Origin of the sequence: Mycobacterium colombiense, from assembly GCF_001953985.1 — a bacterium.
Classification (GTDB): Bacteria; Actinomycetota; Actinomycetes; order Mycobacteriales; family Mycobacteriaceae; genus Mycobacterium; species Mycobacterium colombiense_B.
Genome location: NZ_MBEI01000046.1, coordinates 52036 through 78576, shown reverse-complemented (window position 1 = coordinate 78576; position 26541 = coordinate 52036). Strand labels below are relative to the sequence as shown.

Genomic DNA, 26541 nt, shown 5'->3' with positions numbered 1-26541 from the left:
ATGACTCAATACACCTGGCTGCTGGTCGCGCTGCCACTGGCGGGCGCCGCAATCTTGCTGTTCGGCGGGCGACGCACCGACCGGTGGGGGCATTGGCTGGGCTGTGCCACCGCCCTCGCGGCGTTCGGGGTGGGCCTGAGCCTGCTCTCGGAGCTGCTCGGCCGCCCGGCCGACGACCGCGTCATCCACCAGAGGGTGTTCAGCTGGATCCCGGTGGGCCAGCTCCAGGTCGACCTCGGGCTGCAAATCGACCAGCTGTCGGTGTGTTTCGTGCTGCTGATAACCGGGGTCGGGTCGCTGATCCACATCTATTCGGTCGCCTACATGGCCGAAGACTCCGACCGCCGAAGGTTTTTCGGCTACCTCAACCTGTTTCTGGCATCGATGCTGCTGCTGGTCGTCGCCGACAACTACGTGGTGCTCTACGTCGGCTGGGAAGGCGTCGGCCTGGCGTCCTACCTGCTGATCGGGTTCTGGTACCACAAGCCGACGGCGGCCACCGCGGCCAAGAAGGCGTTCGTGATGAACCGGGTCGGCGACGCCGGGCTGGCCCTGGGAATGTTCTTGATGTTCAGCACTTTCGGCACCCTGTCGTACGCCGGGGTGTTCGCCGGCGCGCCCGCCGCCGGCCACGGCGCGCTGACCGCCATGGGATTGCTGTTGCTGCTGGGCGCCTGCGCCAAGTCCGCGCAAGTCCCGCTGCAGGCGTGGCTGGGTGACGCCATGGAAGGCCCCACCCCGGTGTCCGCGCTGATCCACGCCGCCACCATGGTGACGGCCGGCGTCTATCTGATCGTGCGATCAAATCCGTTGTACAACCTGTCCCCCGACGCACGGCTGGCCGTGGTCATCGTGGGTGCGGTAACGCTGCTGCTCGGTGCGTTCATCGGCTGTGCCAAGGACGACATCAAGCGGGCGCTGGCGGCGTCGACGATGAGCCAGATCGGCTACATGGTGCTGGCGGCGGGCCTCGGGCCGGCCGGCTATGCCTTCGCGATCATGCATCTGCTCACCCACGGGTTCTTCAAGGCCGGGCTGTTCCTCGGCTCCGGTGCGGTGATTCACGCGATGCACGAAGAACAGGACATGCGCCGCTACGGCGGTTTGCGTGCGGCGCTGCCCATTACGTTCGTCACCTTCGGCCTGGGTTACCTCGCAATCATCGGCGTGCCACCCTTCGCCGGCTACTTCTCCAAGGACGCCATCATCGAGGCGGCGCTGGCCTCGGGTGGCATCCGCGGTTACCTGCTGGGTGGGGCCGCGCTGCTGGGCGCCGGCGTCACCGCCTTCTACATGACGCGCGTGATGCTCATGACGTTCTTCGGCAAGAAGCGCTGGGGTCCCGGCGCCCGCCCGCACGAGGCACCCGGCCTGATGACGTGGCCGATGATTCTGCTCGCCGTCGGCTCGGTGTTCTCCGGCGGCCTGCTGGCGGTGGGCGGCACCCTGCAGCGCTGGCTCGAGCCCGTCGTCGGAAAGCACGAGGAAGTCACCCGCGCGTTCCCGGCCTGGGCCAGCTCCGCGCTGGCGCTGGGTGTCGTGGTCATCGGCATCGCGGTGGCCTACCGGTTGTACGCGAAGATACCGATCCCCCGGGTGGCTCCGCTCTCCGTGTCGGCGCTGACGACGGCGGTACGCAACGACTTCTACGGCGACGCCTTCAACGAAGAGGTCTTCATGCGCCCGGGCGCATCACTGACCCACGCTCTCGTCGACGTCGACAACGCGGGTGTCGACGGCTCGGTCAACGCGCTGGCAGCGCTGGTGAGTTCGACGTCAAATCGGCTGCGGGGGCTGCAAACCGGCTTCGCCCGCAACTACGCACTGTCGATGCTGACGGGCGCCGTGCTGGTGATCGCGCTGATCCTGGCGGTGAGACTGTGGTGATTCGCGGCGGCGAGATGCGGTCCAATGCGATGAAAAGGAGCGGCGCTGGTGAATAGCGTTCCATGGCTGAGCGTGCTGTGGCTGGTGCCGCTGGCCGGCTCCGTGCTGATCATCCTGATGCCACCCGGGCTGCGCCAACTCGCCAAGTGGACCGGCCTGGTCTTCGGCGTCCTGACCCTGGCGGTGGCGGTCGTCGTCACCGTCGGGTTCAAGACCGGAGGCGCGCCTTACCAATTCGTCGAAAGCCACCACTGGATCCCAGCGTTCGGCGCAGGCTACACCCTGGGCGTCGACGGCATCGCGGTCGTGCTGGTGCTGCTGACCGCGGTGCTGATTCCGGTGTTGCAGGTGGCGGGCTGGAACGATGGTGGCGAGCGCAGCCGCGGGGTGCAGGCCTACATCGCCCTGACGCTGGCCATCGAATCCATGGTGCTGATCTCGGTCGTCGCCCTGGACGTGCTGCTGTTCTACGTCTTCTTCGAGGCCATGCTCGTCCCGATGTACTTCCTGATCGGGGGTTTCGGCGGCGGGACCGGCAGGTCGCGCGCGGCCGTGAAGTTCTTGTTGTACAACCTGTTCGGCGGTCTGATCATGCTGGCCGCGGTGATCGGCCTGTACGTGGTGACCTCGCAGCACGGTTCGGGCACCTTCGACTTCCGCGAGATCGTGGCCGGCGTCGCCTCCGGCCGCTACGGCGCCGACTCGGCGGTGTTCAAGGCGCTGTTCCTGGGCTTCATGTTCGCGTTCGCGATCAAGGCCCCGCTATGGCCGTTCCACCGCTGGCTGCCGGACGCCGCCGTCGAGGCCACCCCGGCGACCGCGGTGCTGATGATGGCGGTGATGGACAAGGTCGGCACCTTCGGCATGCTGCGCTACTGCCTGGAGCTGTTCCCCGGTGCCTCAACGTATTTCCGCCCGCTGATCGTCGTGCTGGCGGTCATCGGGGTGATCTACGGGGCGATCGTCGCCATCGGCCAGACCGACATCATGCGGCTGATCGCCTACACCTCGATTTCGCACTTCGGGTTCATCATCCTGGGCATCTTCGTGATGACCAGCCAGGGGCAGAGCGGGTCGACGCTGTACATGCTCAACCACGGCCTGTCCACGGCCGCGGTCTTCCTGATCGCCGGATTCCTGATAGCGCGGCACGGCAGCCGGTCGATCGCCGACTACGGCGGCGTGCAGAAGGTGGCTCCGATACTCGCCGGCACCTTCCTGGTCTCGGCCATGGCCACCCTGTCGCTGCCGGGCCTGGCGCCGTTCATCAGCGAATTCCTGGTCCTGCTGGGCACTTTCAACCGGTACTGGCTGGCCGCCGCCTTCGGGGTCACCGCGTTGGTGCTCTCGGCGGTCTACATGTTGTGGCTGTACCAGCGCGTGATGACCGGGCCGGTCCTCAGCGGCAACGAGAAGATCAGTGATCTGCGTGCACGCGAATTGATCGTCGTCGCACCGCTGATCGCGCTGCTGCTGGTGCTCGGCATCTATCCCAAGCCGGTGCTCGACATCATCAATCCGGCCGTCGAGAACACCATGACCACCATCGGCCAGCATGACCCCAAGCCGACCGTCCCGGTGGGAACACCCAGACCGGCCGACCTCCACCGGACCGCCGAAGGACCGCGATGACCCTCCCTACCCCGAGCATCCAGTACTTTCTGCTGTCCCCGACGCTCATCGTGTTCGGCGTGGCCGTGCTGGCTGTCCTCGCAGAGGCGTTCCTGCCCAGGCGAATTCGCTACACCGCGCAGGTGGCGCTCTCGCTGGCCGGTTTGATCGCCGCGTTCGTTGCGGTCATCGCGGTGAGCCGCTCGATCCAGAGCTCGGGCCGCGTCGCGGTGTTGGGCGCCATGGCCATTGACCGGCCGACGCTGTATCTGCAGGGCACCGTGCTGCTGGTCGCGGTGATGGCGGTGATCTTCATCGCCGAACGCACGCAGGCCAAGGCGGACAGCAAGGTGTCCGCGGGAGTCGGCACTGCCGGCTCGGGCGGCCTGGATTCCTTTACGCCGCAGGCATCGGCGGTGCCGGACAGCGACGCCGAGCGCGAGGCCGAGCGGGCCGGGGCCGCCCAGACGGAACTGTTCCCGCTGGCGCTGTTGTCGGTCGGCGGCATGATGGTCTTTCCCGCGTCCAACGACCTGTTGACGATGTTCGTTGCGCTGGAAGTGTTGTCGCTGCCGCTGTACCTGATGTGCGGCCTGGCCCGTCACCGCCGCCTGCTCTCGCAGGAAGCGGCGATGAAGTACTTTCTGCTGGGCGCGTTTTCGTCGGCGTTCTTCCTGTACGGTGTCGCGCTGCTCTACGGTGCCACCGGCACGCTGCTGCTGACCGGTATCCGCGATGCGCTTGCCGCGCGCGGCGACACCTCCATGGCGCTGGTCGGCGTCGCGCTGCTGTCGGTCGGCCTACTGTTCAAGGTCGGCGCCGTTCCATTCCACTCGTGGATTCCGGACGTGTACCAGGGCGCACCCACCCCCATCACCGGGTTCATGGCGGCGGCCACCAAGGTCGCGGCTTTCGGTGCGTTGCTTCGGGTTATCTACGTGGCGCTGCCGCCGCTGCACGATCAGTGGCGCCCGGTGTTGTGGGCCATCTCCATCCTGACCATGGCGGTCGGCACCATCACCGCGGTGAACCAGACCGACGTCAAACGCATGCTGGCCTACTCGTCGGTCGCCCACGTCGGGTTCATCCTCACCGGCGTCATCGCGGACAACCACACGGGCCTGTCGGCCACGCTGTTCTATCTGCTGGCCTACAGCTTCAGCACCGTCGGCGCGTTCGCCATCGTCGGCCTGATCCGCGACGCCGACGGGGTCGAGGACGCCACACTCTCACATTGGGCGGGGCTGGGTCAGCGCTCACCCATTGTGGGCGTGATGTTTTCGATGTTTTTGTTGGCGTTCGCCGGCATCCCCCTGACCAGTGGCTTCGTCAGCAAGCTCGCCGTCTTCAAGGCCGCCGCCCAGGGTGGCGCTGTGCCGCTGGTGATCGTCGGTGTGGTCGCCAGCGGGGTCGCCGCCTACTTCTACGTGCGGGTGATCGTGTCGATGTTCTTCACCGAAGCGACCGAGGACACCCCGCACGTAGTGGCGCCGGGCATCTTGAGCAAGGCCGCCATCGCGGTGTGCGCCGCGGTCACCGTCGCGCTCGGTATCTTCCCGCAGCCGCTGCTCGATCTCGCCGACCAGGCTGCCCAGCTGCTGCACTGACGCGGGTCCGACCGTCACCGGTCAGCCCATGAACGGCCTGATGGCCAGTAGGTAGATCACCAATGCCCCCAGCGGGGCCAGCAACGGCAACCACGGCACTTGCAGGGGAAACGACGTCGCAACAAGTCCGGCGAACGTAAACCCCACGGCGCCAACGGCCGTCGGCCAGCTGTCCAGCACCACCGGGGCCACCGCGCCGACCGCGTGGCGGCATACCAGGTAGGCGGCGGCACACAATCCGGACAGCGCGACGAAGATCAGCGGCGGGTCGGTCAGCATCACGGTGATCGCCGCCAGCAGCACGGCAACCGTTGCGGCGCGCCGGAATACGGTGCCCACCGCGACCGCGATCAGCGCCGCCACCCAGGCGATCACCGCGGGGCCCTGCCAACCGTCAGCCGCTAGCCCCACCATCAGCAGGCCGAAACCCGTCGCGAACGCGGGCGCCCACACCCGCGCCAGCACCCCCGCACCAGCGTTATCCACGAAGCCGCCCCCGCACCCGCCGGCGGCGATCCGGCATCACACCCATCGACTGCTCCAGGCCGCTGTCGCCTCGCCACGACACGATGTCCACGCCGATGGTGGCCATGTCGCGGTACATCGCGGAGCGCTGCAGCGCCCACATCCGGTCCACCACGGGATCCTGCTCGTCTTCGAACGGCGAACTGTCCAGGATGTCGACTGCCAGCACCACATGGCCGCGCTTGCGCAGATTGATGAGGGCCAAAGCGAATTCGGTGTCGAGCAGGGTGGAGAACGCGATGACGATCGCCCCGGCGGGAACCGCCGCGCGCGGCGCCAGTGTGCCCGTGGTGTGTTCGAATCGGTCTCCGGCGTTCAGGACCGTGTCGAGCACCCGATAGAACTGGCGCTGCCCGATATCGGCACCCAGCCAGCGCGGGTGGTTGCCGCCGAGAGCGACGATGCCGGCCCGGTCGCCATGGCGCAGCGCGGTTTGCACCACTTGCGCCGCCCCGCGCACGACGCGCTCGGTTGCCTCGGTCGCCGGACCCGCGGGCTGGCGATACCCATCGATCAAGACGACGACGTCGGCCGCGCGGTCGGTGAGCCGCTGTGTCACATGCAGTTGGCCGCGGCGCGCACTCACCGGCCAATTGACCGCGCGCAGTTGATCGCCGGGCACGTAGAGGCGAATGTCGGCGTATTCCACACCGGGACCGATGTGGCGGGTCAGGTGGGCGCCCAACCGGTCGAGCAGCTCGGTCTGCGGGATGGGCGTGGGCTGCGGCGGCGTCAAGGGAAACACGATGACCTCGGCGGCCCCGACGGTGGCCGTTCCGGTGAGCAGTCCACCGCGGGCAACGACATCGATGCGAGCATCGATGGAATACCGGCCCCACCGCCGCGCGGTTGCCGTGACGGTCTTCTCCTGGCCCGCATCGGATTCGGCGATCTCGAACTCCATGCCCGCGATGTCCGGAATGGTGACCTGGACGGCCGATGCGCCTTGTTGTGTCACCCATACCCTGACATGTGCCTGCTCGGTTTCGAAGCAACGCTGGGCGTCGGGCTCGCCGTGCACATGAATCGTCGGGACGGCCCGCTGCCAGCTGATCGAGCACAGCACGCCGAGCAGCGGCGCGGCGAAGGCGATCAGCTGCCACCGGGCGCCGATCACGGCGGCGGCCATCGCAAAACCGGCGCAGGTGGCGATCGCTCGCGTCAAGCCCGATGCACGCCAGCGGAACTCGGCCGCAACGCTGGATGTCACGCCGGGCTCATCCGGTGCCTCCGGCGCCGGCGCCGGTTCGCGGCACCGGCAGGCGGTGCAACAACTCTGCGATCACATCGGCGCCCTGGATCTTTCGTACCCACATTTCGGGGCGCAAAGTGATTCGGTGCGAGACCGCCGCGATGGCGAGCGCCTTCACATCCTCGGGGATGACGTAGTCGCGGCCGAGCAGCAACGCGCGGGCGCGGGCGAGTTGCACCAGGTCGAGTTCGGCGCGCGGGCTGGCGCCCACCGCAACCTGGGGATGGTGTCGCGTCGCGTTGGCCAGCGACACCACGTAGTGCAGGACGTCCTCGTGCACGGTCACCTGCTCGACCGATTCACGCATGGCCAACAGGTCATGCGCGTCCACCACCTGGTTGACCGCCGGTTCGGTCGAGCCGCGCTCGAGTCGACGGCGCAGCATCGAGGTCTCGTCCTGCTCGCTGAGATACCGCAATTCCAGCCGGATCGCGAAGCGATCGAGTTGCGCCTCGGGCAGTGGATAGGTGCCCTCGTACTCGATCGGGTTATCGGTGGCCAGGACGATGAAAGGCTTTGGCAATTGGTGTGTTTCACCATCGATGCTGACCTGACCTTCGGCCATCGCCTCCAGCAGCGCCGCCTGGGTTTTCGGCGGCGTGCGATTGATCTCGTCGGCCAGCAGCAAGTTGGTGAAGATGGGGCCGGGCCGGAACGCGAAGCGGCCGGACTGCATGTCGTAGATCGTGGATCCGAGCAGGTCGGCCGGCAACAGATCGGGCGTGAACTGCACCCGGGTGAATTGCAGCCCCAGCGCGGCGGCAAAGGATCTCGCGATCAGCGTCTTGCCCAGGCCGGGCAGGTCTTCGATGAGGATGTGGCCGCGCGCGAGGACCGTGGTGAGGATAAGCCGCAGTGCGGAGCGCTTCCCCACCACCACGCGTTCTATTTCGTCGAGAATCGCTTCGCAGTGTGCGGTCGTGGTTGCGGCCGGCAGCGTCATGTTGGGATCGCGCCTCCTGTCATACCTGCTCCAGCTTCAGCAGAATCTCTTCCAGCGCCGCACGACCCGGACCGGGTTCGCGGTCACCGCTACGCCTGACGTTGTTGGGATTCACCCATTCCCACAGTTCCGCGCCGAAGAGCATGCGCCCGGTCGCGTGGAAGGCCGCGGGGTCTTTGGATTGCCTTTGGCCAGTTGTCATCTCGTAACGCCGCGCGAGCATCGGGCGCAGGTGGCGGTCCCAGTCGGCCCGGGTGGCCTCCGACCAGCGGATCGTCGTCTCGGTGGTGGAAAGCCAGCGGCGCAACGAATCCCCGAGTTCGTCGGCGCGCGGCTCCGCGTCCGCGTCGAAACCGTGCGCCAGGGCTCGGCGAAGGCTGAGCAACACCAGGGCCAGCCCGACACCGGCGGCCGCCAACACCCATCGTCGATCGTGCTGAGTCAGTGCCAGCAGTTCTATGCCGATGATGAGGCAAACGCCCAGGGAAATAATCTTTTTCATGCGACGCTCCGGGAGCCCAGCTCGTCGAGCACCAGTCGAAGCACCCCCACCGCGATGTCACGGTGGCCTTCGTTCATCACGTGGGGGCTGAACCGCGCCTCGGCGAACAGGTTCACCAATTGGCCGGCGTTATCGGCGTGCAGCGCATGGTGTTCGACCGCACGGGCCAGTACCTCGGTCGGGGTGTCGAACTCCTGGGGAACCGCGCCGGGAACCTGTGCGAGTTCGCGTTCCATCGCGGCATAGCAGGCGATGATCGCCTCTCGCGGTTCGCGGCTCAGGTCTGTCATCTCGGCCAGTCCACGCTCGGCGGCTCGCGCCAGCGACTCCGAACGCGGCGCGGGCGCCGGGGATTCCGCCGGCTCGTCGGCGATGGCGGGAGTAACCGGACGCCAGCGCCGCCGCGCCGAGGCGACCGTCCCGGCGACGAACATCACCAACATGGCGACCGTGCAGGCCAGCAGGGTCCCCAGCAGGTTCTGGGAGCCGTCGCGAGGACGGTGCGGATGCTGCTGCGGCGGCTGTGCGGGCGGGGGCGTCGACGCGGCCGCGCCACCATCGGGCGGTGATGGGGCGGGAGCTACTCCGTGGCCCGAAAACCGGGTCAGCAGTATCACGATCAGCAGCCAGGCCGCGATCACGGCGGCTCCGATCAACAACACGCGCCAGCTCGGCCGTCCCTTACCGGTGCCCAGCATTTCCGACAGACCACCCGCGCTCGGCGCGGGAGCCCGGGGGTCTCGCAACCGCGCGACCACGGCGACAGCGATCAGCGCGAGCGTCACCGCGAGAATCGCGACCACGAACGTCAGCGCCGCCCGGCCGCCCGACTCGCTGCGCATCTCGTCTTGGCGGGCGGGGAGGTAGCCGCGCAGGGCGGCAGCGACCACGAACAGCAGAACGATCAGGGCAACGACTCGCCCTGTCGGCTTGTCCATACCAGGCATTGGCACACCACTCGATTGGTTGCCTGCCGCCGTCGCGGCACTGACTTTCCTCATACTTGCACGTCAGGCGGCACTAGGGCCAGGACCCGGCGTTCCTGCTTATCCACAGTCGGCAGTTCATCCACATATTGCCCTCACTCGCTTGAGATCGAACATATGTTCTATAGCGTGGACTGGGTGGGCGCATTGATGAACGCGGAGCAGTCGCGGGAGCGAATATGTTCCGCGCTTGACGCGATCGATGCGGCCCATGAGGTGCTGCGCCAGACCCCGTCCGAGGTGGTCGGCAACGCCTTTCGAGTCGACCTCGCCGAACGTCTGGAAGTCCAGGACCGCGTCAATCGGGGCCTGATGTATCGGATCTTCGGTGAGATCGCCGACCCGCCGGACGAGGCGGGGTGCGTGCCCGCGGTGCGCGGCATCTTGTGGGCGCGGCTTCGCATCACGCCCAGAGAAGTCGCGCGCCGCTTCAGGATCGCGGCGCGGCTGCGGCCGCGGCGGTCGCTGAGCGGCGCACCATTGGCACCCGAGCTGCCGGCGTTGGCCGCGGCGGTGGCCGCCGGCGCGGTCGGCGAGGACCACATCCGCGCCGTGTGCGCCGCGGTCGACACGTTGCCGTCCTGCGTCTCCCCTATCGATGCGGAAGACGCCGAGCGCACGCTGGTGCGGCACGCGACGAAGCTCGACGCCGCCGTGGTCAGCAGGCTGGGCCACCGGATTGCTGACTATCTCAATCCCGACGGCCGTTTCACCGATGTCGATCGGGCCCGCCGTCGGGGTGTGCACCTGAGCCCGCAAGGGCCCGACGGGATGTCGCGGCTCACCGGTCTACTGGATCCCGAGGCCCGCGCCTACTTCGAAGCCCTGGAAGCGGCGGTGCGGCCTGGCCGCCATCAGTCCCCCGACAGCGATCCCGAGGCGCGCGACGACCGCACACCGGCCCAACGCTGCCACGACGCCCTCAAGCTCGGCCTCGAAACGGCTATCGCCTCCGGCGGTCTCGGCACACATCGCGGCCATCCCGTCACCGTGATCGCCACGACCACGCTGGCCGAACTGGACCGGGCCGCGCACGCCGCCGTCGACTCGTCTATTCCGATGCCCGTGCCCGCGCGCACCGGCGGTGGCGCACGACTGCCGATGCCGGATCTGATTCAGATGGCCGCCAAGGCAATTCACTATCTCGCCGTCTTCGACGAGCACACCGGCCGGCCGTTGTATCTAGGCCGCCAAAAGCGCATCGCCACCGCGGACCAACGCCTCATCTGCTACGCCCGGGACCGCGGATGTACGCACCCCAATTGCCTGGAACCCGGCTATCACTGCGAGGTTCACCATGCACACGAATGGGCAGACGGGGGCCGGACCGACGCCGACAACCTGTTCTTCGCCTGCGGCTCCGACCACGGCGCGGTGGGCAGGGGCGAATGGCGCACTTCGGTCGGCGGCAACGGGCGACTTGGCTGGACCGACGGCAACGGACCGCCCACTGTCAATCACGCCCACCACCCCGACGAGCTCCTTCGCGGTGATCCCGACCCACCTAACGGCGCGTCGGCCTAATCCACCGCGAAGGGCCGGAAGCTGCCGTCGAGCACCTGAAGGTGACCAATGGTGCGCCCGGTAACCTTGGCGGGGTCAACAAGGGCCAATTCGACTGCGGCGCGGGCGAATTCGTCCTCCGAAGCGGTATCATCGAAGTTGCGGGCATAGTACGAGAGCCCGGGCGTGAGAATAGCTTTGGACGGCGACAGCGCATTGACCGCGATGTTGTGGTCGGTGAGATCGTAGGCCGCGCACTGGGTCAGGTGCTCGAGCGCCGCCTTGGATCCGCCGTAGCCGGGCAGCACACCGCCGCTGCGATCGGCGTACGGGCCGTCGCCGGGCAGTCGCGACGCGACCGAGGTGATGTTGATGATCGAGCCGCCACCGGCCTCGATCATGTCGGGGCACACCATCTGCATCAGCTCGTAGGCCGCAAACACCGCGATGTCGAAATGGCGGCGATACGCGTGCAGGGGCGTGCTGACGAACCCCGGCCAGCCGGGTTTGCCGGCCCCCGCCTTCGCGGCCGCACCCGCGGCACCCTTGGCGGCTTTGTCACCGGGTTTCGCGCCGGCCGCCGGCGGCCGTCCCGGCGCGGTGAAGGCCGCATTGTTGATCAGAATCCCGATGGGGCCCAACGCCTCTCGCGCCGACTCCACGAGCCGGGCGATCTGATCGCGGTCGGTCAGATCGGCGCGTACGGCGACGGCACGCCCGCCCGCCGCCTCGATGTCGGCGACCGTCTCACCGATGGTTCCCGGCAACCGGTCGTCCCATACTTCTTCGGTCCGCCCGGCAACCGCCACCGCGGCACCCTCGGCCGCCAATGCCAATGCGATCGCGCGGCCCAGGCCGCGGCTGGCGCCGGTGACGATCGCGGCCCGGCCCGCAAGCCGCCCCGTCATCGCCGCACCCCGTGCACGACGATCGCCGTGGTCTGCTCCACCCACGCATCGTCGAGCTCTTCTTCCGGACGCAGCAGCATCCGCAGCATGGTCGCTCCCCCAATCAACTCGATCAATCGGTCCGGATCCACATCGGGATGGGCCTCGCCCCGGTCAACCGCCTCGCGCAGCCGCACCCGCACGGCGGTGAACAGGTCAACGAACCGCGCCATCACCCGGGCATTGAGCGCGGGGTCGGCCGTCATATCGGCGACCAGACCGGGCAGCGCGGCGCGCACCACCGGGGTGGTGAACACATCGCGGGTGGCCTCGATCATCATCCGCATGTCGGCGGCGATATCCCCGGCCGGCGACTCCAGCGCGGTCGGTGCGGTCGGGAAGGCCGCCTCGTGCACCAGTTCGGCCTTGCTCGACCACCGGCGGTACAACGCGGATTTCGTGGTGCCGGCACGCTCGGCAACCGCGGCCAAACTGATGTTGGAATAGCCCGTTTGGACAAGCAGTTCCGCGGTCGCCGATAGGATCGCCGAGTCGATACGCGGATCGCGCGGGCGGCCGGCGCCGGAGGCCTTGTCAAGGCCGGACGGGTCTGCTTTCATAACGCTACCTACCGTATCGTAATTGCCTCAACGAAGGAGGCACCTTATGGCAACAGAACCCGCGGTCGACAACGTCGACCGGCTCCAGCGCTCCAGCCGTGACGTCACGACGTTGCCCACGGTGATGTCACGCTGGCTCTCCACCGTACTGCCGGACGCCGCAAAACCAGAGGTGGCCGTGGAAAGCGGCGTGGACTCGACGGGCATGTCGTCGGAAACCATCATCCTGACCGCGCGCTGGCAGCAGGACGGCGAGCCGATCGAGCAGAAGCTCGTGACCCGGGTCGCGCCCGCCGCGGAGGACGTGCAGGTCTTCCCGACCTACCGGCTCGACCACCAATTCGACGTCATCCGGAAAGTAGGCGAACTGACCGACGTGCCCGTGCCCCGGGTGCGCTGGCTGGAGAACACCGGCAACGTCCTCGGCACACCGTTCTTCGTGATGGACTACGTCGCCGGTGAGGTGCCGCCCGACGTGATGCCGTACACGTTCGGCGGCAACTGGTTCGCCGACGCGCCCGCCGAGCGGCAACGCGAACTTCAGGACGCCACCGTCGGCGTGCTGGCCACGCTGCACTCGATTCCGGACGCACAGAACACATTTGGCTTCCTCACCGAGGGCCAGACCGGGGACACCGCGCTGCGCAAGCATTTCAACTGGGTGCGGTCCTGGTATGACTTCGCGGTACCCGACATCGGGCGATCACCGCTGTTGGAGCGGACTTTCGACTGGCTGGAAGCCAACTGGCCGGCCGAGGCGGCCGCCGCCGAGCCGGTGCTGCTGTGGGGCGATGCCCGGGTGGGCAACGTGCTGTACAACGACTTCCGTCCGGTGGCGGTGCTGGACTGGGAGATGGTCACGTTGGGGCCGCGCGAGCTCGATGTGGCGTGGATGATCTTCGCGCACATGGTCTTTCAAGAGCTCGCGGGCCTGGCGACCCTGCCGGGGCTGCCCGGGGTGATGCGCGAGGAGGACGTGCGGTCCACCTACGCGAGGCTGGCCGGCGTCGAAGTCGGCGACCTGCACTGGTTTTACGTGTACTCGGGCGTGATGTGGGCGTGCGTGTTCATGCGCACCGGCGCCCGTCGGGTGCACTTCGGCGAGACCGAAAAGCCCGACGATGTCGAATCGCTGTTCTACCACGCCGGATTGATGCGACGCTTAATCGGAGAGGACCAATAATGCTCGGACCACTCGACGAGTTCCCGGTACACCAGATTCCCCAGCCGATCGCGTGGCCGGGCTCCTCGGACCGCAACTTCTACGACCGCTCCTACTTCAACGCCCACGACCGCACCGGGAACATCTTTGTGATCAGCGGCATCGGGTACTACCCCAACCTCGGCGTCAAGGATGCGTTCCTGCTCGTCAGGCGCGGAGACACCCAGACCGCCGTGCACCTTTCGGACGCCATCGACCAGGATCGGCTCAGCCAGCACGTCAACGGCTACCGCGTCGAGGTCATCGAACCGCTGCACCAGCTGCGGATCGTCCTCGACGAAACCGAAGGCATCGCAGCCGATCTCACCTGGAAGGGGCTGTTCGACGTCGTCCAGGAACAGCCGCACATCCTGCGGGCGGGCAACCGGGTGACGCTGGACGCGCAGCGTTTTGCGCAGCTGGGCAGCTGGAGCGGGCACATCGTCATCGACGGCGAAAAGATCGCCGTCGACCCCGACACCTGGCTGGGCAGCCGCGACCGGTCCTGGGGCATCCGTCCGATCGGTGAGGCCGAGCCCGCGGGCCGCCCCGCCGACCCGCCCTTTGAGGGCATGTGGTGGCTGTACGTGCCCATGGCCTTCGACGATTTCGCGATAGTGCTGATCATCCAGGAGGAGCCCAACGGGTTCCGCTCGCTCAACGACTGCACCCGGATCTGGCGCGACGGCCGCGTCGAGCAGCTGGGCTGGCCACGGGTCAAGATCCACTACCGCTCCGGCACCCGCATCCCGACCGGCGCGACCATCGACGCCACCTCCCCCGACGGCACCCCGGTGCACTTCGACGTCGAGTCCAAGCTGCCGGTGCCCATTCACGTCGGCGGCGGCTACGGTGGCGACTCCGACTGGATCCACGGCATGTGGAAGGGCGAGAAGTTCGCCGAGCGCCTGACCTACGACATGACCGACCCGGCGATCATCGGCCGCGCGGGGTTCGGCGTGATCGACCATGTCGGCCGCGCGCTCTGCCGCGACGGCGACGGCGAGCCGGTCGAGGGCTGGGGACTTTACGAGCACGGCGCGCTGGGCCGGCACGACCCGTCCGGGTTCAAGGACTGGCTGACGGTCGCGCCGTAGTTCAGCGGCGGTACTTCGCGCCGGGGTGGTCGGGCGGCAACAGCGGTCCGGCGGCGCCCAGCCGTTCGCGCAGGCTGGAGCGCGGCAACTCCGCGGGCACCCGTCCCCGCCGACGCAGCTCGGGGACAACGAATTTCGCGAAATCGGCGAAGGTGCCCGGGGTCGTCACGTAGGCCAAATTGAACCCGTCGACGTCCGCCTCGTCGACCCACCGCTCGAGTTCGTCGGCCACCTCGGTCGGTGAACCCACCAGCACCGGGCCGCGGCCGCCGATGCCGATCTCGTCGGCCAGCTCCCGCACGGTCCAGGCTCGCTCTGGCGCGGCGGTGGTGAACGACGCCAGCGCCGAGCGGTTGGCGTCGGTCTCGACGTAGGTCAGCGGTTGGTCGGGGTCGAGCTTGGCCAGGTCGACCCCGGTCCAGCCGCCAAACAGGGCGAGCGCCCCGGCGGGACTGACGAACCGCCGGTAGTCCCGCAACTTGGCGACGGCCTCGGCGTGCGTCTCGCCGACCACCGGGGTCACCATGGTGAACACCTTGATGGACCGTGGGTCCCGGCCCAGGTCGGCCGCGGCCGCGCGCAGCGCCCGCACCGGACCGGACACGATCTGCGGTGTCGGCCCCGAGACGAAGACCGCCTCGGCGTGCGCAGCCGCGAACCGGACTCCCCGCGGTGAGGCGCCGGCTTGGAACAGCACCGGAGTTCGTTGCGGCGACGGCTCGCACAGGAAGGGGCCGGGCACCGTGAAGTAGCGGCCCTTGTGCTCGATGTCGTGCACCTTGGCCGGGTCGGTGAACACGCCCCGCTCGGCGTCGCGCACCACGGCGTCGGCCTCCCACGAGCCTTCCCACAGCTTGTAGCAGACCTCGAGGTACTCGTCGGCGATCTCGTAACGCCGATCGTGCGGGATCTGGGCGTCCCGCCCCAAATTCCTTGCGGCACTGTCCAAATAGGATGTGACGATGTTCCACGCCACTCGGCCGCCGGTGAGGTGGTCCAGCGTTGAGAGCCTGCGCGCCAGCGCGTACGGCTGCTCGTAGGTCAGCGACAAGGTGATTCCGAAGCCGAGGCCCTCGGTCACGGCCGCCATCGCCGAGACCGCGGCTGTCGGGTCGTTGACCGGGAACTGGGCGGCGTCGACGACCGCCGCGTCGCGCGACGCCCCATATACGTCGTAGACCCCGAGCACGTCGGCGAGGAACAGCGCGTCGAAGCCGCCGGCCTCCAGGATGCGGGCCAACTCGGTCCAGTAGCCCAGTTCCCGGTAGCGATAGCCCTGGTCGTCGGGGTGGCGCCACAGCCCCGCGGACTGATGCCCGACGCAGGCCATGTCGAAGGCGTTGAGAAAGATCCTGCGTTGTTCACTCATCCGAGCTGATCCTCACGCGTCTCGCCCGCCGCGTACGCGGCGGCGCCCGTGATCGCCGCCAGCAGCGCGAAGTAGCCCACGATCAGCCACGGCCGGCCGCCGCCGACCACCAATAACGACGCGGCGATCAACGGCGCGAACCCGCCCGAGAGCACCGCACCGATCTGATAACCCAACGAGGCACCGCTGTAACGTACCCGGGTGTCGAAGAGTTCGGCGAACCAGGCCGCCTGGGGCCCGTACATGGCGTCGTGAACGACGTTGATGCCGAACACGATTGACAGCACCACCCACAGCGCCGACCCGCTGCCGGCGGCGACGAAAAACAACACCAGGGCAACGACTCCGGCCACCGCACCGAACAGATACGGTGGCCGTCGTCCCACCCGGTCCGACAGCAACGCCCAGCCCGGCGTGCTCAGGAACCCCAGGGCCGACGAGACCAGCACCGCGATGAGGCCCACTGAGCTGCCCTTGCCAAACGAATCCTGCAGATAGGTAAGCGAATACGTCGTCAGCAACACGAAAAGCCCGATCTGCGACAGTCGCAACCCGGTGGTGAGGGCAACGTTGCGCGAATCGGTGCGCAGCACTTCGACTATCGGCAGCCGGGCCAGCTCGTCACGCGCCTTGATCCGGTCGAAGATTTCGGCGTCGGTCAGCCGCAGCCGGACGAACAGGCCGATGCCGACCAGAAAGATGCTGAGCAGGAACGGGATTCGCCATCCGTATGCCAGGAATGCGGCGGGCCCGGTGGCCTTGCGGACGAGAAAGAACACCGAGGTCGCCAGCAGCATGCCGGCCGGCGAGCCCAGCTGCGTGAAGCTGCCGAACAATCCGCGACGATCGGGCGGTGCATGCTCCACCGAGAGCACCGCGGCGCCACCCCATTCGGCGCCCACGGCGAGCCCCTGCAGCACACGCAGCGACGCCAGCAGGGCCGGCGCCAGCAGCCCTGCCCCGGCATAGGTCGGCAGCACTCCGATCGCGGTGGTGACCAACCCCATCACCACCAACGCGCCCACCAGAACCGCTTTACGCCCCAACCGATCGCCGAAGTGCCCCGACAGCACCGCGCCCAGGGGCCGGGCGCCGAATCCGGCGGCATAGGTGGCGAACGAGGCCAATGTCCCCGCGGTCGGTGAGATGTTCGGGAAGAAAAGCGGTTTGAAGACCAGCGCCGACGCGGTCGCGTACAGGTAGAAGTCATACCACTCGATGGTGGTGCCGATCATGCTGCCCAGGGCCACGGTTCGCAGGTTGGACTGGGTGCCGGCGACCGGCGCCGCAGCGGCAGGACTGGTGGCAGGAATTACGGGAAGCACGTGGTCGCAGCGTAATTAACGTGGCCAGATCGGCATACGGTTGCCATCGCGGTGATGCGAAACGCCCAGAGTTTCGGCGGTTAGCTTGCTGAAAGTGCCGTGAAAACCGCAGAAATGCGGTTCACTAGACCGCGTGTCAAAACCCCCGCGGATTGTCGACGTTGTCGTGGTCGGTGCGGGCTTTGCCGGACTCGCCGCGGCGCGCGAGCTGTATCAACAAGGCCATGACGTGGTGGTTTTCGAGGGCCGTGACCGGGTCGGCGGACGGTCGCTGACCGGCAGCGTCGCCGGATTGCCGGCCGATCTCGGCGGCACTTTCGTCGGGCCGACCCAGGACGCCGTCTTGGCGATGGCCGCCGAACTCGACGTCCCCACCACCCCGACGCACCACGACGGCAAGAACCTCATCCATTGGCGGGGGTGGACGCACGCGTATCACGGCACCATCCCCAAGCTTTCGCTGACGGGACTGCTGGACATCGGCCGGCTGCGGTGGCAGTTCGACAGGATCGCGCGCAGCATCCCGCTGGCGGCGCCGTGGGATGCCCGACGCGCGCGCGAGCTCGATGGCCTGTCGCTCGGCGGCTGGTTGCGCTCGGTGCGGGCGACCGCTTCCTCGCACGCCCTGCTGGCGATCGTCGCGCGGGTGACCTGGGGGTGCGAACCCGACGACGTGTCGATGTTGCACGCCGCCCGCTACGCGCACGCCGCCGGCGGCCTGGACCGGCTGCTCGACGTCCAGGATGGCGCGCAACAGGACCGCTTCCCCGGTGGCACCCAACAGATCGCCGAGGCCGCGGCCGCCGAGCTGGGCACCCAGGTCGTGCTCAACGCCCCGGTGCGCCGAATCGAGCGGCACGGCGCGGGCGTCACCGTCACGACCGATGTCGGCGAGACCGAGGCCGGGTTCGTCATCGTCGCCATCCCGCCGGCCCATCGCGCCTCGATCGAGTTCACTCCCCCGCTGCCCGCCGAGTACGAGCAGCTCGCCCGGCATTGGCCGCAAGGCCGGCTCAGCAAGGCGTACGCCGCCTATTCCACGCCGTTCTGGCGGACCAACGGTTTTTCCGGGCAGGCGCTGTCCGACGAGGGCCCGGTTTTCATCACCTTCGACGTCAGTCCACACCCGGACGGTCCCGGCATCCTGATGGGTTTTGTCGATGCCCGCGCGTTCGACTCGCTGCCCAGCGATCAGCGTCGCCGCGACGCGTTGCGGTGCTTCGCAACGCTTTTCGGTGACGACGCCCTCAAACCCCTAGACTACGTCGATCATCGTTGGGGCGTGGAGGAATTCGCACCCGGGGGCCCCACCGCCGCGGTCCCGCCGGGGTCGTGGACCCGGTTCGGGCCGTGGTTGCGCGAACCGGTCGGGCCGATTCACTGGGCCGGCACCGAAACCGCCGACGAGTGGACCGGGTTCCTCGACGGGGCGATCCGCTCCGGGCAGCGCGCGGCCGCCGAGATCACCGCCCTGCTATGAACTGATCCGCCGGGTAGCGGCGTTGTGTAGCGCCATCTCGGCGAGCGCTCGCAACCGGCGGTTCACCTCGCGCGGGTGTTCCAGCATCGAGCAGTGACCGCCGGGCAGCTCGACCAGCTCGATCAGGTTGGGTGCGGTGCGCGCGATCCTGCGGGACTGGCTGATCGGGGTCAGCCGGTCGCGTGCGCTGCCGATGACCAACGTCGGCACGGTCAGGCCATCCAGGGTGAGATACCTCGACCCCAGCGACGTGACCAGCGCCCTCGCGCAGCCGGCCCGCCCCGTCGGTGATGTCGTCTCGAAGAGCTCGTAGACGAGCCGGGCGATGCTCGGATCGGCGTCTCGTCCGGTGGCCAGCATCGCCACCATGTAGCGGCTCGGGATGCGGGCGGCACCGGGGAGCGGGAAGCCACCGAACGCGTTGATCAGGGCCCGCCCGGCGAGAACTCGGGCCGGCGACAAGCCGTACGGCACCGGCAGCAGCTTCACCTGACGGATCAGATCCCCGGTGGTGGTGTTGATCAGCGCGACGGCGTCGGCACGCCGGCGAACCTTGTGGCGGTAGCGCTCAGACCACGCGGCGATGGTGATGCCGCCCATCGAGTGACCGGCGATCACGGCCCGCTCGTGCGGCGCCAGGGTCGCATCGAGCACCGAATCCAGGTCGGAGGCAAGGTGTTTGAGGCTGTAGTCCTTGGGTCGCGGCACGCCGCTTCGGCCGTGGCCGCGATGATCGAAGGCGATCACTCGGTAGTCGTTGGACAGCTCGGCGATCTGGTATGTCCACGCCCGGATCGCGCAGGTGATGCCGTGCGTCAAGACGATCGGATAGCCGCCGGGCGGCCCGAACACCTCGGCGTGCAGCCGGGTGCCGTCGGCCGCTCGAACCGACACCGTTTCACTCGGCGGCAACTGGTCGGGGAACGGGTCAACTGGGCGAGCCGATCGTCGAGCACTCATCACCGCTCCCCCCTCGAACGCGGCCCCATTGCCGCAGCTAAGGATGGGCCGATCTTATCCCCGAGTTCGGGTGGTTTTTGGGAAATCCGGCAAACGATTCTTATGAGACGCTTAGACCCGTGTTTGGGATGTCGCGTCGGGCATTCTTCGCGGCCGCGACCGGCGTGGCCTGCGGTGGGTTGACGGCCGCCTGCTCGTCGAACCCACCGACACGCGCGGGCGGGCGCCCGTCCGATCCACTCCCACCGCCGGACACCACGTCGATCCTTGTCGTCGGCGCGGGGATGGCGGGTCTATCCGCCGCCCGCAGCCTCGCCGACGCAGGACGGCCGGTACGCGTCATCGAAGCCCGCGGCCGCATCGGCGGCAGGGTGTGGACCGACCGTGACTGGGGCGCGCCACTGGAAATGGGTGCGTCGTGGATACACGGCACGACGGACAACCCGCTGACCGAGCTGGCCCGGCGGGCACAGGCCCAGCTGGTCAGCACCGATTACTACGGGTGGGCCAAGCTCGCGGTGGATCCCGCCGTGGCGCCGCTGGACTACCACAGCGCAACCTGGCGATCGTTTGTCGAGCGGGCGCGCGGTCAGGCCGGTGCAATGAGCCTCGGCGCCGCCGTGCAAGCCGCCGCCGACAGCGCACGGCTGTCCGCGGCCGATCGCACACTCCTGTCGTTCTACCTCACCACCGAGATCGAGGACGAATACGCCGCCGACACGAACCAACTCTCGGCCGGCAGCTTTGACAAGGGTGACTACGCCGGCGGCGACCAGGACGTCATCACGAACGGCTATGACGCCCTGCCGAAATCGCTCGCCGACGGACTTGCCATCGAGCTCAACTCGCCGGTCACCGCGATCGTGCAACGCGACGGCGCCGTCATCGTGCGGACCAGGAACAGATCGTTCCAGGGGCCCGCCGCGATCGTGACGGTTCCCCTCGGCGTGCTGAAATCCGGTGCGATCGCCTTCGATCCGCCGCTGCCCGACGGCCATGCCCAGGCCGTGCGGGCACTGGGCTTCGGGGCCTTGTCCAAGAGCTTCTTTCGCTTCGATCAACGAACATGGAAGGCGGACAACGCCTTCTATCAGTACATCGGGCCCGAAGGCGGCCTGTGGTCGCAATGGTTCACCCTGCCGAGCGCCGCGGGTCCCGTCGCCGTGGCCTTCCACGGCGGCGGACGGGGACGATTCGTGGAATCGTGTGCGCCAAAGGATCTGCTGGCCGGCGCGCTACCGGTGGCCCGCCGGCTGTTCGGCGACAACGTGGCCCTGACGGATGTGCGAACGTCGAACTGGACCCTCGACCCGTACGCGCTCGGTGCGTATTCGTTTCATCCGCCCGGCTCCGGCCTGGACGACCGGCGCCGGCTGCAACAACCGATCGGCGACCGGCTTTATCTGGCGGGCGAGGCTGTGGCCGTTGACAATCCGTCCACGGTGACGGGTGCGCTGGTCAGCGGCCGCTACGCCGCGAATCAACTGCTGCAGAAACTGAATGGGTGACCCGGCTTGGATCAGGATGGGGAGACCTGCTGCCTCAGCGTGGTGTGCGGGCTCTGGCCGTAGGTCTGCCGGTAGAGCACCGCGAAGCGGCCGGTATGCGCGAAGCCCCACCGCTGGGCGATTTCGGTGACGGTGGATGCGGCGGCGGTCGCCGCCACCAGCTCTTGATGGGCGTGGCCGAGCCGGACACGGCGCATGTATTCCGTCGGCGTCGTGTCGAGCTGCCGGCGGAACAGGTACTGGACCGCCCGGGGCGTCAGATGCACCGCGTCGGCGACATCGTTGATACCGATGTCCTCGGAGGTGTGGCGGTGGATGAAAGACACCGCCTCCCTGAGGGTGTCGGGCACCGCGAGATCGCTCGCCGGATCCGATTCGGTGAGGTTGGACGGGAAACACTCGAGCAGCGCACCGGCCAGCAGGTTGGCCATGCCCGCGGCGATCAGCGGCTGCTTGGCGGTGTCGGCGGATGCCAGGGTGGCCACCACATAGTCCAGCGCTCGATGCCACGCCCGCACGGCCGCACGGGAACGTGGCCGCCAATTCACGAACTGGGTCTGTTGAGCCAACGACGTGTGCCAGTCCGCGGCGACCTTGTTCAGCACGTCCGCCGCGACGGTCACCACGTCGAAACGCGCACCGTTGCAGTGTAATACGCAAGACATTCCGTGAGCGGCGAGAATCGGGAAGTCCGCCGTCGCCACGGTACCGCCCGCGACACTCAACGACCCGGCGCGCGGCTGGATCACCACAAGGGTGTCGGCCGCGGGAATCTCGAGCGTCACACGTCCCTGGATCATCACCTCGTCAACGGTCATCGAGCACGCGTCACTGCGCCGGTGGGACACCGCGGCGTGATTGCCGAGCCCGGCGAGTCGCCAGCCCGGCTGATACGCGCCGGCGAAGAAGCGACGTGCCGCATGCGCATCGGCGGTGCGAAACTGCTTGTACTGCACTGCGGCCGGGCGGAACCCATGCTCGGCATCCGCTGCGAGCACAGGACGGGACGGGCAGAAGTCGGACCGCTTCCCCGGGGATGTCTCGCCGTCGGAATCGATGACCAGCGGGGGGACCTTGCTGTCGATCCCGCTCGTCGCGGTGGTCACGGCCGGCCCTGGGAAAAGACCACGAGCGCCCGCATCACCGTGCCGTACCTATCGGTGCCCGATCCGGCGAGCTGATGCAGCCGTAGATATTCAGCGCATCGAGTGCTATTCGCTCCCAAGCGAAGCGTGACACTGCGCGACTGCGGCCCGCCGCGCCCATGCTCTCGCATTGAAAGCTATGGGCGAGAAGCCTTCTCAACGCCGCGGCCAAGCCAACCGGGTTCTCCGGCGACAGTATGAGTCCGGTGATGTCGTCGAGCACGACGTCGGCCAGCACGCCCACGGTGGCCACGACAACCACCACCCCGGTGGCCATGGCTTGTAACACCGTGGTGGCGCGGGGCGGCTCGCGGGGAGTGCACACCACGACGTCGGCGGACCGGATCAGTTTCGGCAGTTCGTCATCGGCGACCGTACCGGCAAAGCTGACGCGGTCGGCCACACCCAGCTCTTCCGCGAGATGCCGCAACCGGGCCCGCGCGTCATTGTGGTCGGCGTTCGTGGCGTCATTCTCGGCAATCACCAGCTCCGCATTAAGCACCTTGGGCAAAGCGCGGACTGCGATATCGATACCGTTGCGCCACAAAGGATTTGGTGCCACGCACAGAATGCGCCGCAGGCCGTTACGCGAGATGGCCGGACCGGTCGGGGCATAGTGCTCGGCATCCACGCCGCAGGTCAAGGCGGAAACCCCGGTTCGACGGTGGCGCAGTCGGGCCAGCGCGTCGACGTCGACGCCGCTCTCGCCCGTAACCCAACTCGCGCTGCGTGCCAACAGCGGTTCGATGCGCTCGCGTTCGCTTTTGCATACAGCGTCGGCGTGGCCGCGGGATGTGGCGGCCAGACCCAGAAAAGTCTGCACCACGGGGATGCGCCGACGGCGAGCGGCAAGCTGAGCGGCCAAACCGCCCAGCCAGCCATAGGCGTGCACGACGTCGGGTCGCTCCGTTGACCAGGCCCGCTCGAGTTTGGCGGCCCAGTCCCCCACATAGGGCAGGACCTCGATGGGCGATGCGGATTTGCGGGGGCCAACGGGAACCGACAGACAGCGGTAGTAGCCGTCGGCGGCTGCCTGTACCGAGCGTCGACCGGCTCGTCGGAGACACACCGTTGCGTCATGCCCCTGGTCCGCCAGCGCGGCACCTAGCTGCTCCGGATCCTCCCCGACAACGTCATCGCCGCTGACAATTGCAATCCTCAACTGCAATCCCTCCGCGCACCATCATCCATCCACCCACACCAGGTGGCATACCCTGACCGATACTCACGAAAACGGGATGGACCGCCTCTATGCAGCTGGCCGAGGATACGCCGGGTGAGCTGCTGGAACGCGCCGGCGCGGGATCGTCCACCTCAGGGCTATGGCGCCGGGTCGACAAGGTGGAGACTTGAGAGGTGACGACTGACGGGCATGGCAGGGGCGTTCAGCTGGCGGTCCTGCTGGCGTCGGCAGGGGGTCTGGAAGCTCTGTCGACTGTTTTGCGAGATCTACCTTCCGACTTTCCCGCGGCCGTCGTCGTGCAGCAACACCTGGGCGGTCACGACAGCCTGCTGACCACGATCCTGCGCAGGCAAACGCGACGTGCGATCGGTTGGGCGCACGACGGGCTGCTCCTGAGACCAGGGCAGGTGGTCGTCAGTCCACCGAGCGCGCTGTTGGAAATCACCTCGGAGGGCTGCTGTCGCCTGCAAGATGCGCAGCGGCATCAGGCGCTGGTGTTCGACGTGCTGCTGGCATCAATCGCCGGCTCGTACGGCCCCCGCAGCGTCGCTGTGGTGCTGTCGGGTTCCGGACATGACGGCGCGGCGGGCACCGTCGCGATGAAGCGGGCCGGCGCCGTCGTCATCGCCCAAAGTCCGGAGACCGCACAGTACCCGTCGATGCCAATCGCTGCCGCGCGCGCCGGTGCCGATCTGGTGCTGGACGTCGCCGAGATCGCCGGCGTCCTGACCGCCATCGTCGGAGGGGCACAGCTTCCCACGCGGCGAGAACCGCAGGCAGAACCTGCTGTGGACCAACCCGCTGCCACCGCTACTACGTACGGCATCCTCGGCCCATTGGCCCCGAGGTTCGGCACGAACAGTGCGGCGGCGCGAGGTGAGCTGGCACGGCTGCGCGCGAGCGAGCTCGAACGCCGCCGCAAGCAGCTGACGGTGGGATTCGGTGCCACGCAGGAGACGGTTGCCGTGGCACGGCGCAGGGCCGAGGAGTCACGCTGCCGCGCCCAACTGGCTCACGAGGCCGCCGAGGAAGCGTCCAGCCGCAACGTCAAACCGCGACGCCGCGGCTGACTACCCGACGACCTCCATCAGCAGCAGCGCCCCGCCGACCGTCCCCTCACTCGAACGGAACGACGTGCAGGTGATGCGCACCGTCGCCGGCCGGCCACGCCGGTTGACCGCCTCCACCACGACTTGGCCGGAGCTCTCCGGGTCGACGAACGCGTTCCCGATCAGGGGCCGCACGGCGTCGAGCGGCAAGCCGATGTCCAGGTTGGTCAGCCCGGTGCCGGTCGTCTCATCGGCGCGCAACCCCCAAAGCTCTTCACACCCGCGGTTCCACAGGATCACCTTCATCTCCCGGTCGACCACCACCATGCCCATTCGAACCGAGTCGATCAGCGAATCCTGGAAGAGCTTCGCTTCGTCCAGTTCCAGGCTGCGTTCGCGCAACATGTCGTTGATGGTGTGCAGCTCGTCGTTGGTGGACTGCAACTCCTCGTTCATCGTCTCGAGTTCTTCGTTGGTGGACTGCAACTCCTCGTTCGTGGTCTCGAGTTCCTCCACCGTGGATTGCAGTTCCTCGTTCGTGGTCTCGAGTTCCTCGTTGGTCGATTGCAGCTCTTCGTAGGCCGCCTCCAGCTGACGGTTGGTCTGGACGACCTTGTCCAGCAGCGCGCGGGTCGCGGTGACGTCGAAGAACACGATCGACACACCGAGCAAGCCGTTCTCGGCGTCCACCAGCGGGTTCACGTGGATCTCGAACCACACCGTCTCAGCGCCCGGCCGCTGCCATTTGACGTCCTGGATTCGCGCCGAGCGCCGCTCCACCTTGGCCTGCTCCAGGTAGGCGCGCAACTCCACCGGACGGTAGGACACCTCGAGGTCGCGCAGCAGCCGGCCGATGTCGCGCGCCGAGAGCCCGAAGATGGTCTCCGCCTGCTGGTTGAGCATCGCGACGGTGTCCTCGCCGGTGACCACGATCTGGGCCACTGGGCTGGCGCGGAAGGCCAGATCGCGCACCGTCGTCAACCCCGACAGGTCTATGTTGCGTTCGTAGAAAGCGGCGTTCGGGTCGTAGCGATCCACGCCGCCGTGGGTTCCGGCCGCCTTGCGGAAGATTCGGTGTTTCAAGTTCAGCGGGGCGAACCGATCGCCGTGACTCAACAGCATCTCGGCATGTCCGAGGAACAACGTGCCCTGCGGCGCAAGCGCAAAGTGCAGGCGTCCCAATACGTTTCGCTGCGTCTCGGCATTGAGATACATCAGGGTGTTGCGGCACACCAGCAGATCGACGCGCGAGATGGGCGCGTCCTTGACCAGGTCGTTACGGCCGAAGATCACCGCGCGGCGCAGCTCCTTGTGAAAGACGTAGCGGCCGTTGACCTGTTCGAAGTAGCGGCCCAGTAGATCCGTCGGTACGGATTCCGCCGCCTTGGCGTCGTAGGAGGCGACGCGCGCCTCGCTGAGCGCATCCTCGTCGACGTCGGTGGCGTAGATCTTGACCCGCTGCCGGAAGCCGTCGGGTCCAAGCGCCTCGGCCAGCAGCATGGCCAGGGTGTAGGCCTCCTGCCCCGAGGCGCAGCCGGCGCTCCATACCCGGATCGGGTCATTGGGGCCCCGCTCGGCCAGCAGCCGGGGAATGACATCGGCACTGACGAACTCCCAGGCATCCGGGTCGCGGAAGAACGAGGTGACATTGATCAGGATGGTGTTGAAGAGCGCGGTGAACTCGTCCGAGCTGGCCTGCAGGAAGTCGAGGTACTCGTCGAACGCGATGTAGCCCGCCTGGTCCATCCGGTGCCGGACGCGGCGCATCAGTGACGTGCGCTTGTAACCGGTGAAGTCGAAGCCGCGGGAATCGCGCATGTAGCGCAACAGGGCCTCGAACGCCTCGTCTGTCGTGGATTCCATGCAAGTCCCGTCCGGATAAGGGGTCCACCGAAGGACTT

The 26541-nt window shown here is 67.7% G+C and carries 22 protein-coding genes; 9 read left to right on the top strand and 13 right to left on the bottom strand.

Features of this window, described 5'->3' with window-relative positions; translation table 11 throughout:
- The 3 genes from nuoL to nuoN are packed head-to-tail and all read left to right on the top strand — an operon-like array spanning position 1 to position 5105.
- Entirely contained in the window at positions 1-1887 is a 1887-nt protein-coding gene (gene nuoL, locus A5732_RS10465; protein WP_076102146.1) for an NADH-quinone oxidoreductase subunit L, read from the top strand.
- A gap of 48 nt (positions 1888-1935) precedes the next feature.
- The gene (locus tag A5732_RS10460; RefSeq protein ID WP_171974999.1) at positions 1936-3519 is read left to right on the top strand and encodes an NADH-quinone oxidoreductase subunit M; all 1584 of its coding nucleotides are present in this window, start codon (positions 1936-1938) and stop codon (positions 3517-3519) included.
- Positions 3516-5105 (top strand): NADH-quinone oxidoreductase subunit NuoN, encoded by a 1590-nt coding sequence (nuoN, locus tag A5732_RS10455; RefSeq protein ID WP_076052563.1) that lies wholly within the window; start codon positions 3516-3518, stop codon positions 5103-5105. Before A5732_RS10460 ends, nuoN begins: the two co-directional genes overlap by 4 nt.
- Positions 5106-5126: 21 nt before the next feature.
- Here the strand turns inward: nuoN and A5732_RS10450 are convergent, their stop codons facing one another.
- From A5732_RS10450 to A5732_RS10430, 5 genes are all read right to left on the bottom strand, one after another.
- Entirely contained in the window at positions 5127-5591 is a 465-nt protein-coding gene (locus A5732_RS10450; RefSeq protein WP_076052562.1) for a hypothetical protein, read from the bottom strand.
- Complete coding sequence (locus A5732_RS10445) at positions 5584-6759, bottom strand: DUF58 domain-containing protein (protein WP_253189047.1); 1176 nt, start codon at positions 6757-6759, stop codon at positions 5584-5586. Before A5732_RS10445 ends, A5732_RS10450 begins: the two co-directional genes overlap by 8 nt.
- Positions 6760-6847: 88 nt before the next feature.
- A complete protein-coding gene (locus tag A5732_RS10440) occupies positions 6848-7825 on the bottom strand; it encodes an AAA family ATPase (protein WP_076052560.1) in 978 nt (325 codons plus the stop codon).
- A gap of 19 nt (positions 7826-7844) precedes the next feature.
- A complete protein-coding gene (locus A5732_RS10435; protein ID WP_076102143.1) occupies positions 7845-8327 on the bottom strand; it encodes a hypothetical protein in 483 nt (160 codons plus the stop codon).
- Positions 8324-9265 carry a DUF4129 domain-containing protein gene (locus A5732_RS10430; RefSeq protein ID WP_076052558.1) on the bottom strand — a complete coding sequence of 314 codons (942 nt, stop codon included), beginning with the start codon at positions 9263-9265 and terminating at the stop codon, positions 8324-8326. The genes A5732_RS10435 and A5732_RS10430 overlap by 4 nt, the downstream gene beginning before the upstream one ends.
- Positions 9266-9463: 198 nt before the next feature.
- Here A5732_RS10430 and A5732_RS10425 point away from each other — a divergent pair, with 198 nt between their 5' ends.
- Positions 9464-10837, top strand: coding sequence for an HNH endonuclease signature motif containing protein (locus tag A5732_RS10425; RefSeq protein WP_436971818.1), 1374 nt, complete (start codon positions 9464-9466; stop codon positions 10835-10837).
- Here A5732_RS10425 and A5732_RS10420 read toward each other — a convergent pair.
- Together A5732_RS10420 and A5732_RS10415 are read right to left on the bottom strand one after the other, a co-directional pair.
- The gene (locus tag A5732_RS10420) at positions 10834-11724 is read right to left on the bottom strand and encodes an SDR family NAD(P)-dependent oxidoreductase (RefSeq protein ID WP_076052557.1); all 891 of its coding nucleotides are present in this window, start codon (positions 11722-11724) and stop codon (positions 10834-10836) included. The two genes, A5732_RS10425 and A5732_RS10420, sit on opposite strands and share 4 nt — an antisense overlap.
- Complete coding sequence (locus A5732_RS10415; RefSeq protein WP_007772914.1) at positions 11721-12323, bottom strand: TetR/AcrR family transcriptional regulator; 603 nt, start codon at positions 12321-12323, stop codon at positions 11721-11723. Before A5732_RS10415 ends, A5732_RS10420 begins: the two co-directional genes overlap by 4 nt.
- A gap of 46 nt (positions 12324-12369) precedes the next feature.
- Here A5732_RS10415 and A5732_RS10410 point away from each other — a divergent pair, with 46 nt between their 5' ends.
- Both A5732_RS10410 and A5732_RS10405 read left to right on the top strand, forming a co-directional pair.
- On the top strand, positions 12370-13506 hold the full coding sequence (locus A5732_RS10410; RefSeq protein WP_076102142.1) for a phosphotransferase family protein: 1137 nt from the start codon (positions 12370-12372) through the stop codon (positions 13504-13506).
- Complete coding sequence (locus tag A5732_RS10405) at positions 13506-14621, top strand: hypothetical protein (protein ID WP_076102141.1); 1116 nt, start codon at positions 13506-13508, stop codon at positions 14619-14621. The genes A5732_RS10410 and A5732_RS10405 overlap by 1 nt, the downstream gene beginning before the upstream one ends.
- 1 nt (position 14622) lies before the next feature.
- On the opposite strand, the gene A5732_RS10400 is transcribed toward A5732_RS10405, so the two are convergent.
- Both A5732_RS10400 and A5732_RS10395 read right to left on the bottom strand, forming a co-directional pair.
- Complete coding sequence (locus A5732_RS10400) at positions 14623-15990, bottom strand: LLM class flavin-dependent oxidoreductase (RefSeq protein ID WP_076052554.1); 1368 nt, start codon at positions 15988-15990, stop codon at positions 14623-14625.
- A complete protein-coding gene (locus A5732_RS10395) occupies positions 15987-17303 on the bottom strand; it encodes an MFS transporter (RefSeq protein ID WP_076052693.1) in 1317 nt (438 codons plus the stop codon). Before A5732_RS10395 ends, A5732_RS10400 begins: the two co-directional genes overlap by 4 nt.
- A gap of 145 nt (positions 17304-17448) precedes the next feature.
- Here A5732_RS10395 and A5732_RS10390 point away from each other — a divergent pair, with 145 nt between their 5' ends.
- Positions 17449-18795 carry a flavin monoamine oxidase family protein gene (locus A5732_RS10390; protein WP_076052553.1) on the top strand — a complete coding sequence of 449 codons (1347 nt, stop codon included), beginning with the start codon at positions 17449-17451 and terminating at the stop codon, positions 18793-18795.
- On the opposite strand, the gene A5732_RS10385 is transcribed toward A5732_RS10390, so the two are convergent.
- Positions 18790-19755, bottom strand: a complete 966-nt coding sequence (locus tag A5732_RS10385; protein WP_076052552.1) for an alpha/beta fold hydrolase — start codon at positions 19753-19755, stop codon at positions 18790-18792. The genes A5732_RS10390 and A5732_RS10385 overlap by 6 nt on opposite strands.
- 128 nt (positions 19756-19883) lie before the next feature.
- On the opposite strand from A5732_RS10385, the gene A5732_RS10380 reads away from it, so the two are divergent.
- Positions 19884-21263, top strand: coding sequence for a flavin monoamine oxidase family protein (locus A5732_RS10380; protein WP_076102140.1), 1380 nt, complete (start codon positions 19884-19886; stop codon positions 21261-21263).
- 11 nt (positions 21264-21274) lie between these two features.
- Here A5732_RS10380 and A5732_RS10375 read toward each other — a convergent pair whose 3' ends face one another.
- Positions 21275-22348, bottom strand: coding sequence for a helix-turn-helix domain-containing protein (locus tag A5732_RS10375; protein ID WP_142254519.1), 1074 nt, complete (start codon positions 22346-22348; stop codon positions 21275-21277).
- Between the two features lie 55 nt (positions 22349-22403).
- Positions 22404-23570 (bottom strand): glycosyltransferase, encoded by a 1167-nt coding sequence (locus A5732_RS10370; RefSeq protein WP_076102138.1) that lies wholly within the window; start codon positions 23568-23570, stop codon positions 22404-22406.
- Between the two features lie 194 nt (positions 23571-23764).
- On the opposite strand from A5732_RS10370, the gene A5732_RS10365 reads away from it, so the two are divergent.
- A complete protein-coding gene (locus tag A5732_RS10365) occupies positions 23765-24661 on the top strand; it encodes a chemotaxis protein CheB (protein ID WP_076102137.1) in 897 nt (298 codons plus the stop codon).
- Here the strand turns inward: A5732_RS10365 and A5732_RS10360 are convergent, their stop codons facing one another.
- Complete coding sequence (locus A5732_RS10360) at positions 24662-26503, bottom strand: CheR family methyltransferase (RefSeq protein WP_076102136.1); 1842 nt, start codon at positions 26501-26503, stop codon at positions 24662-24664.
- Between the last annotated feature and the right edge of the window lie 38 nt (positions 26504-26541).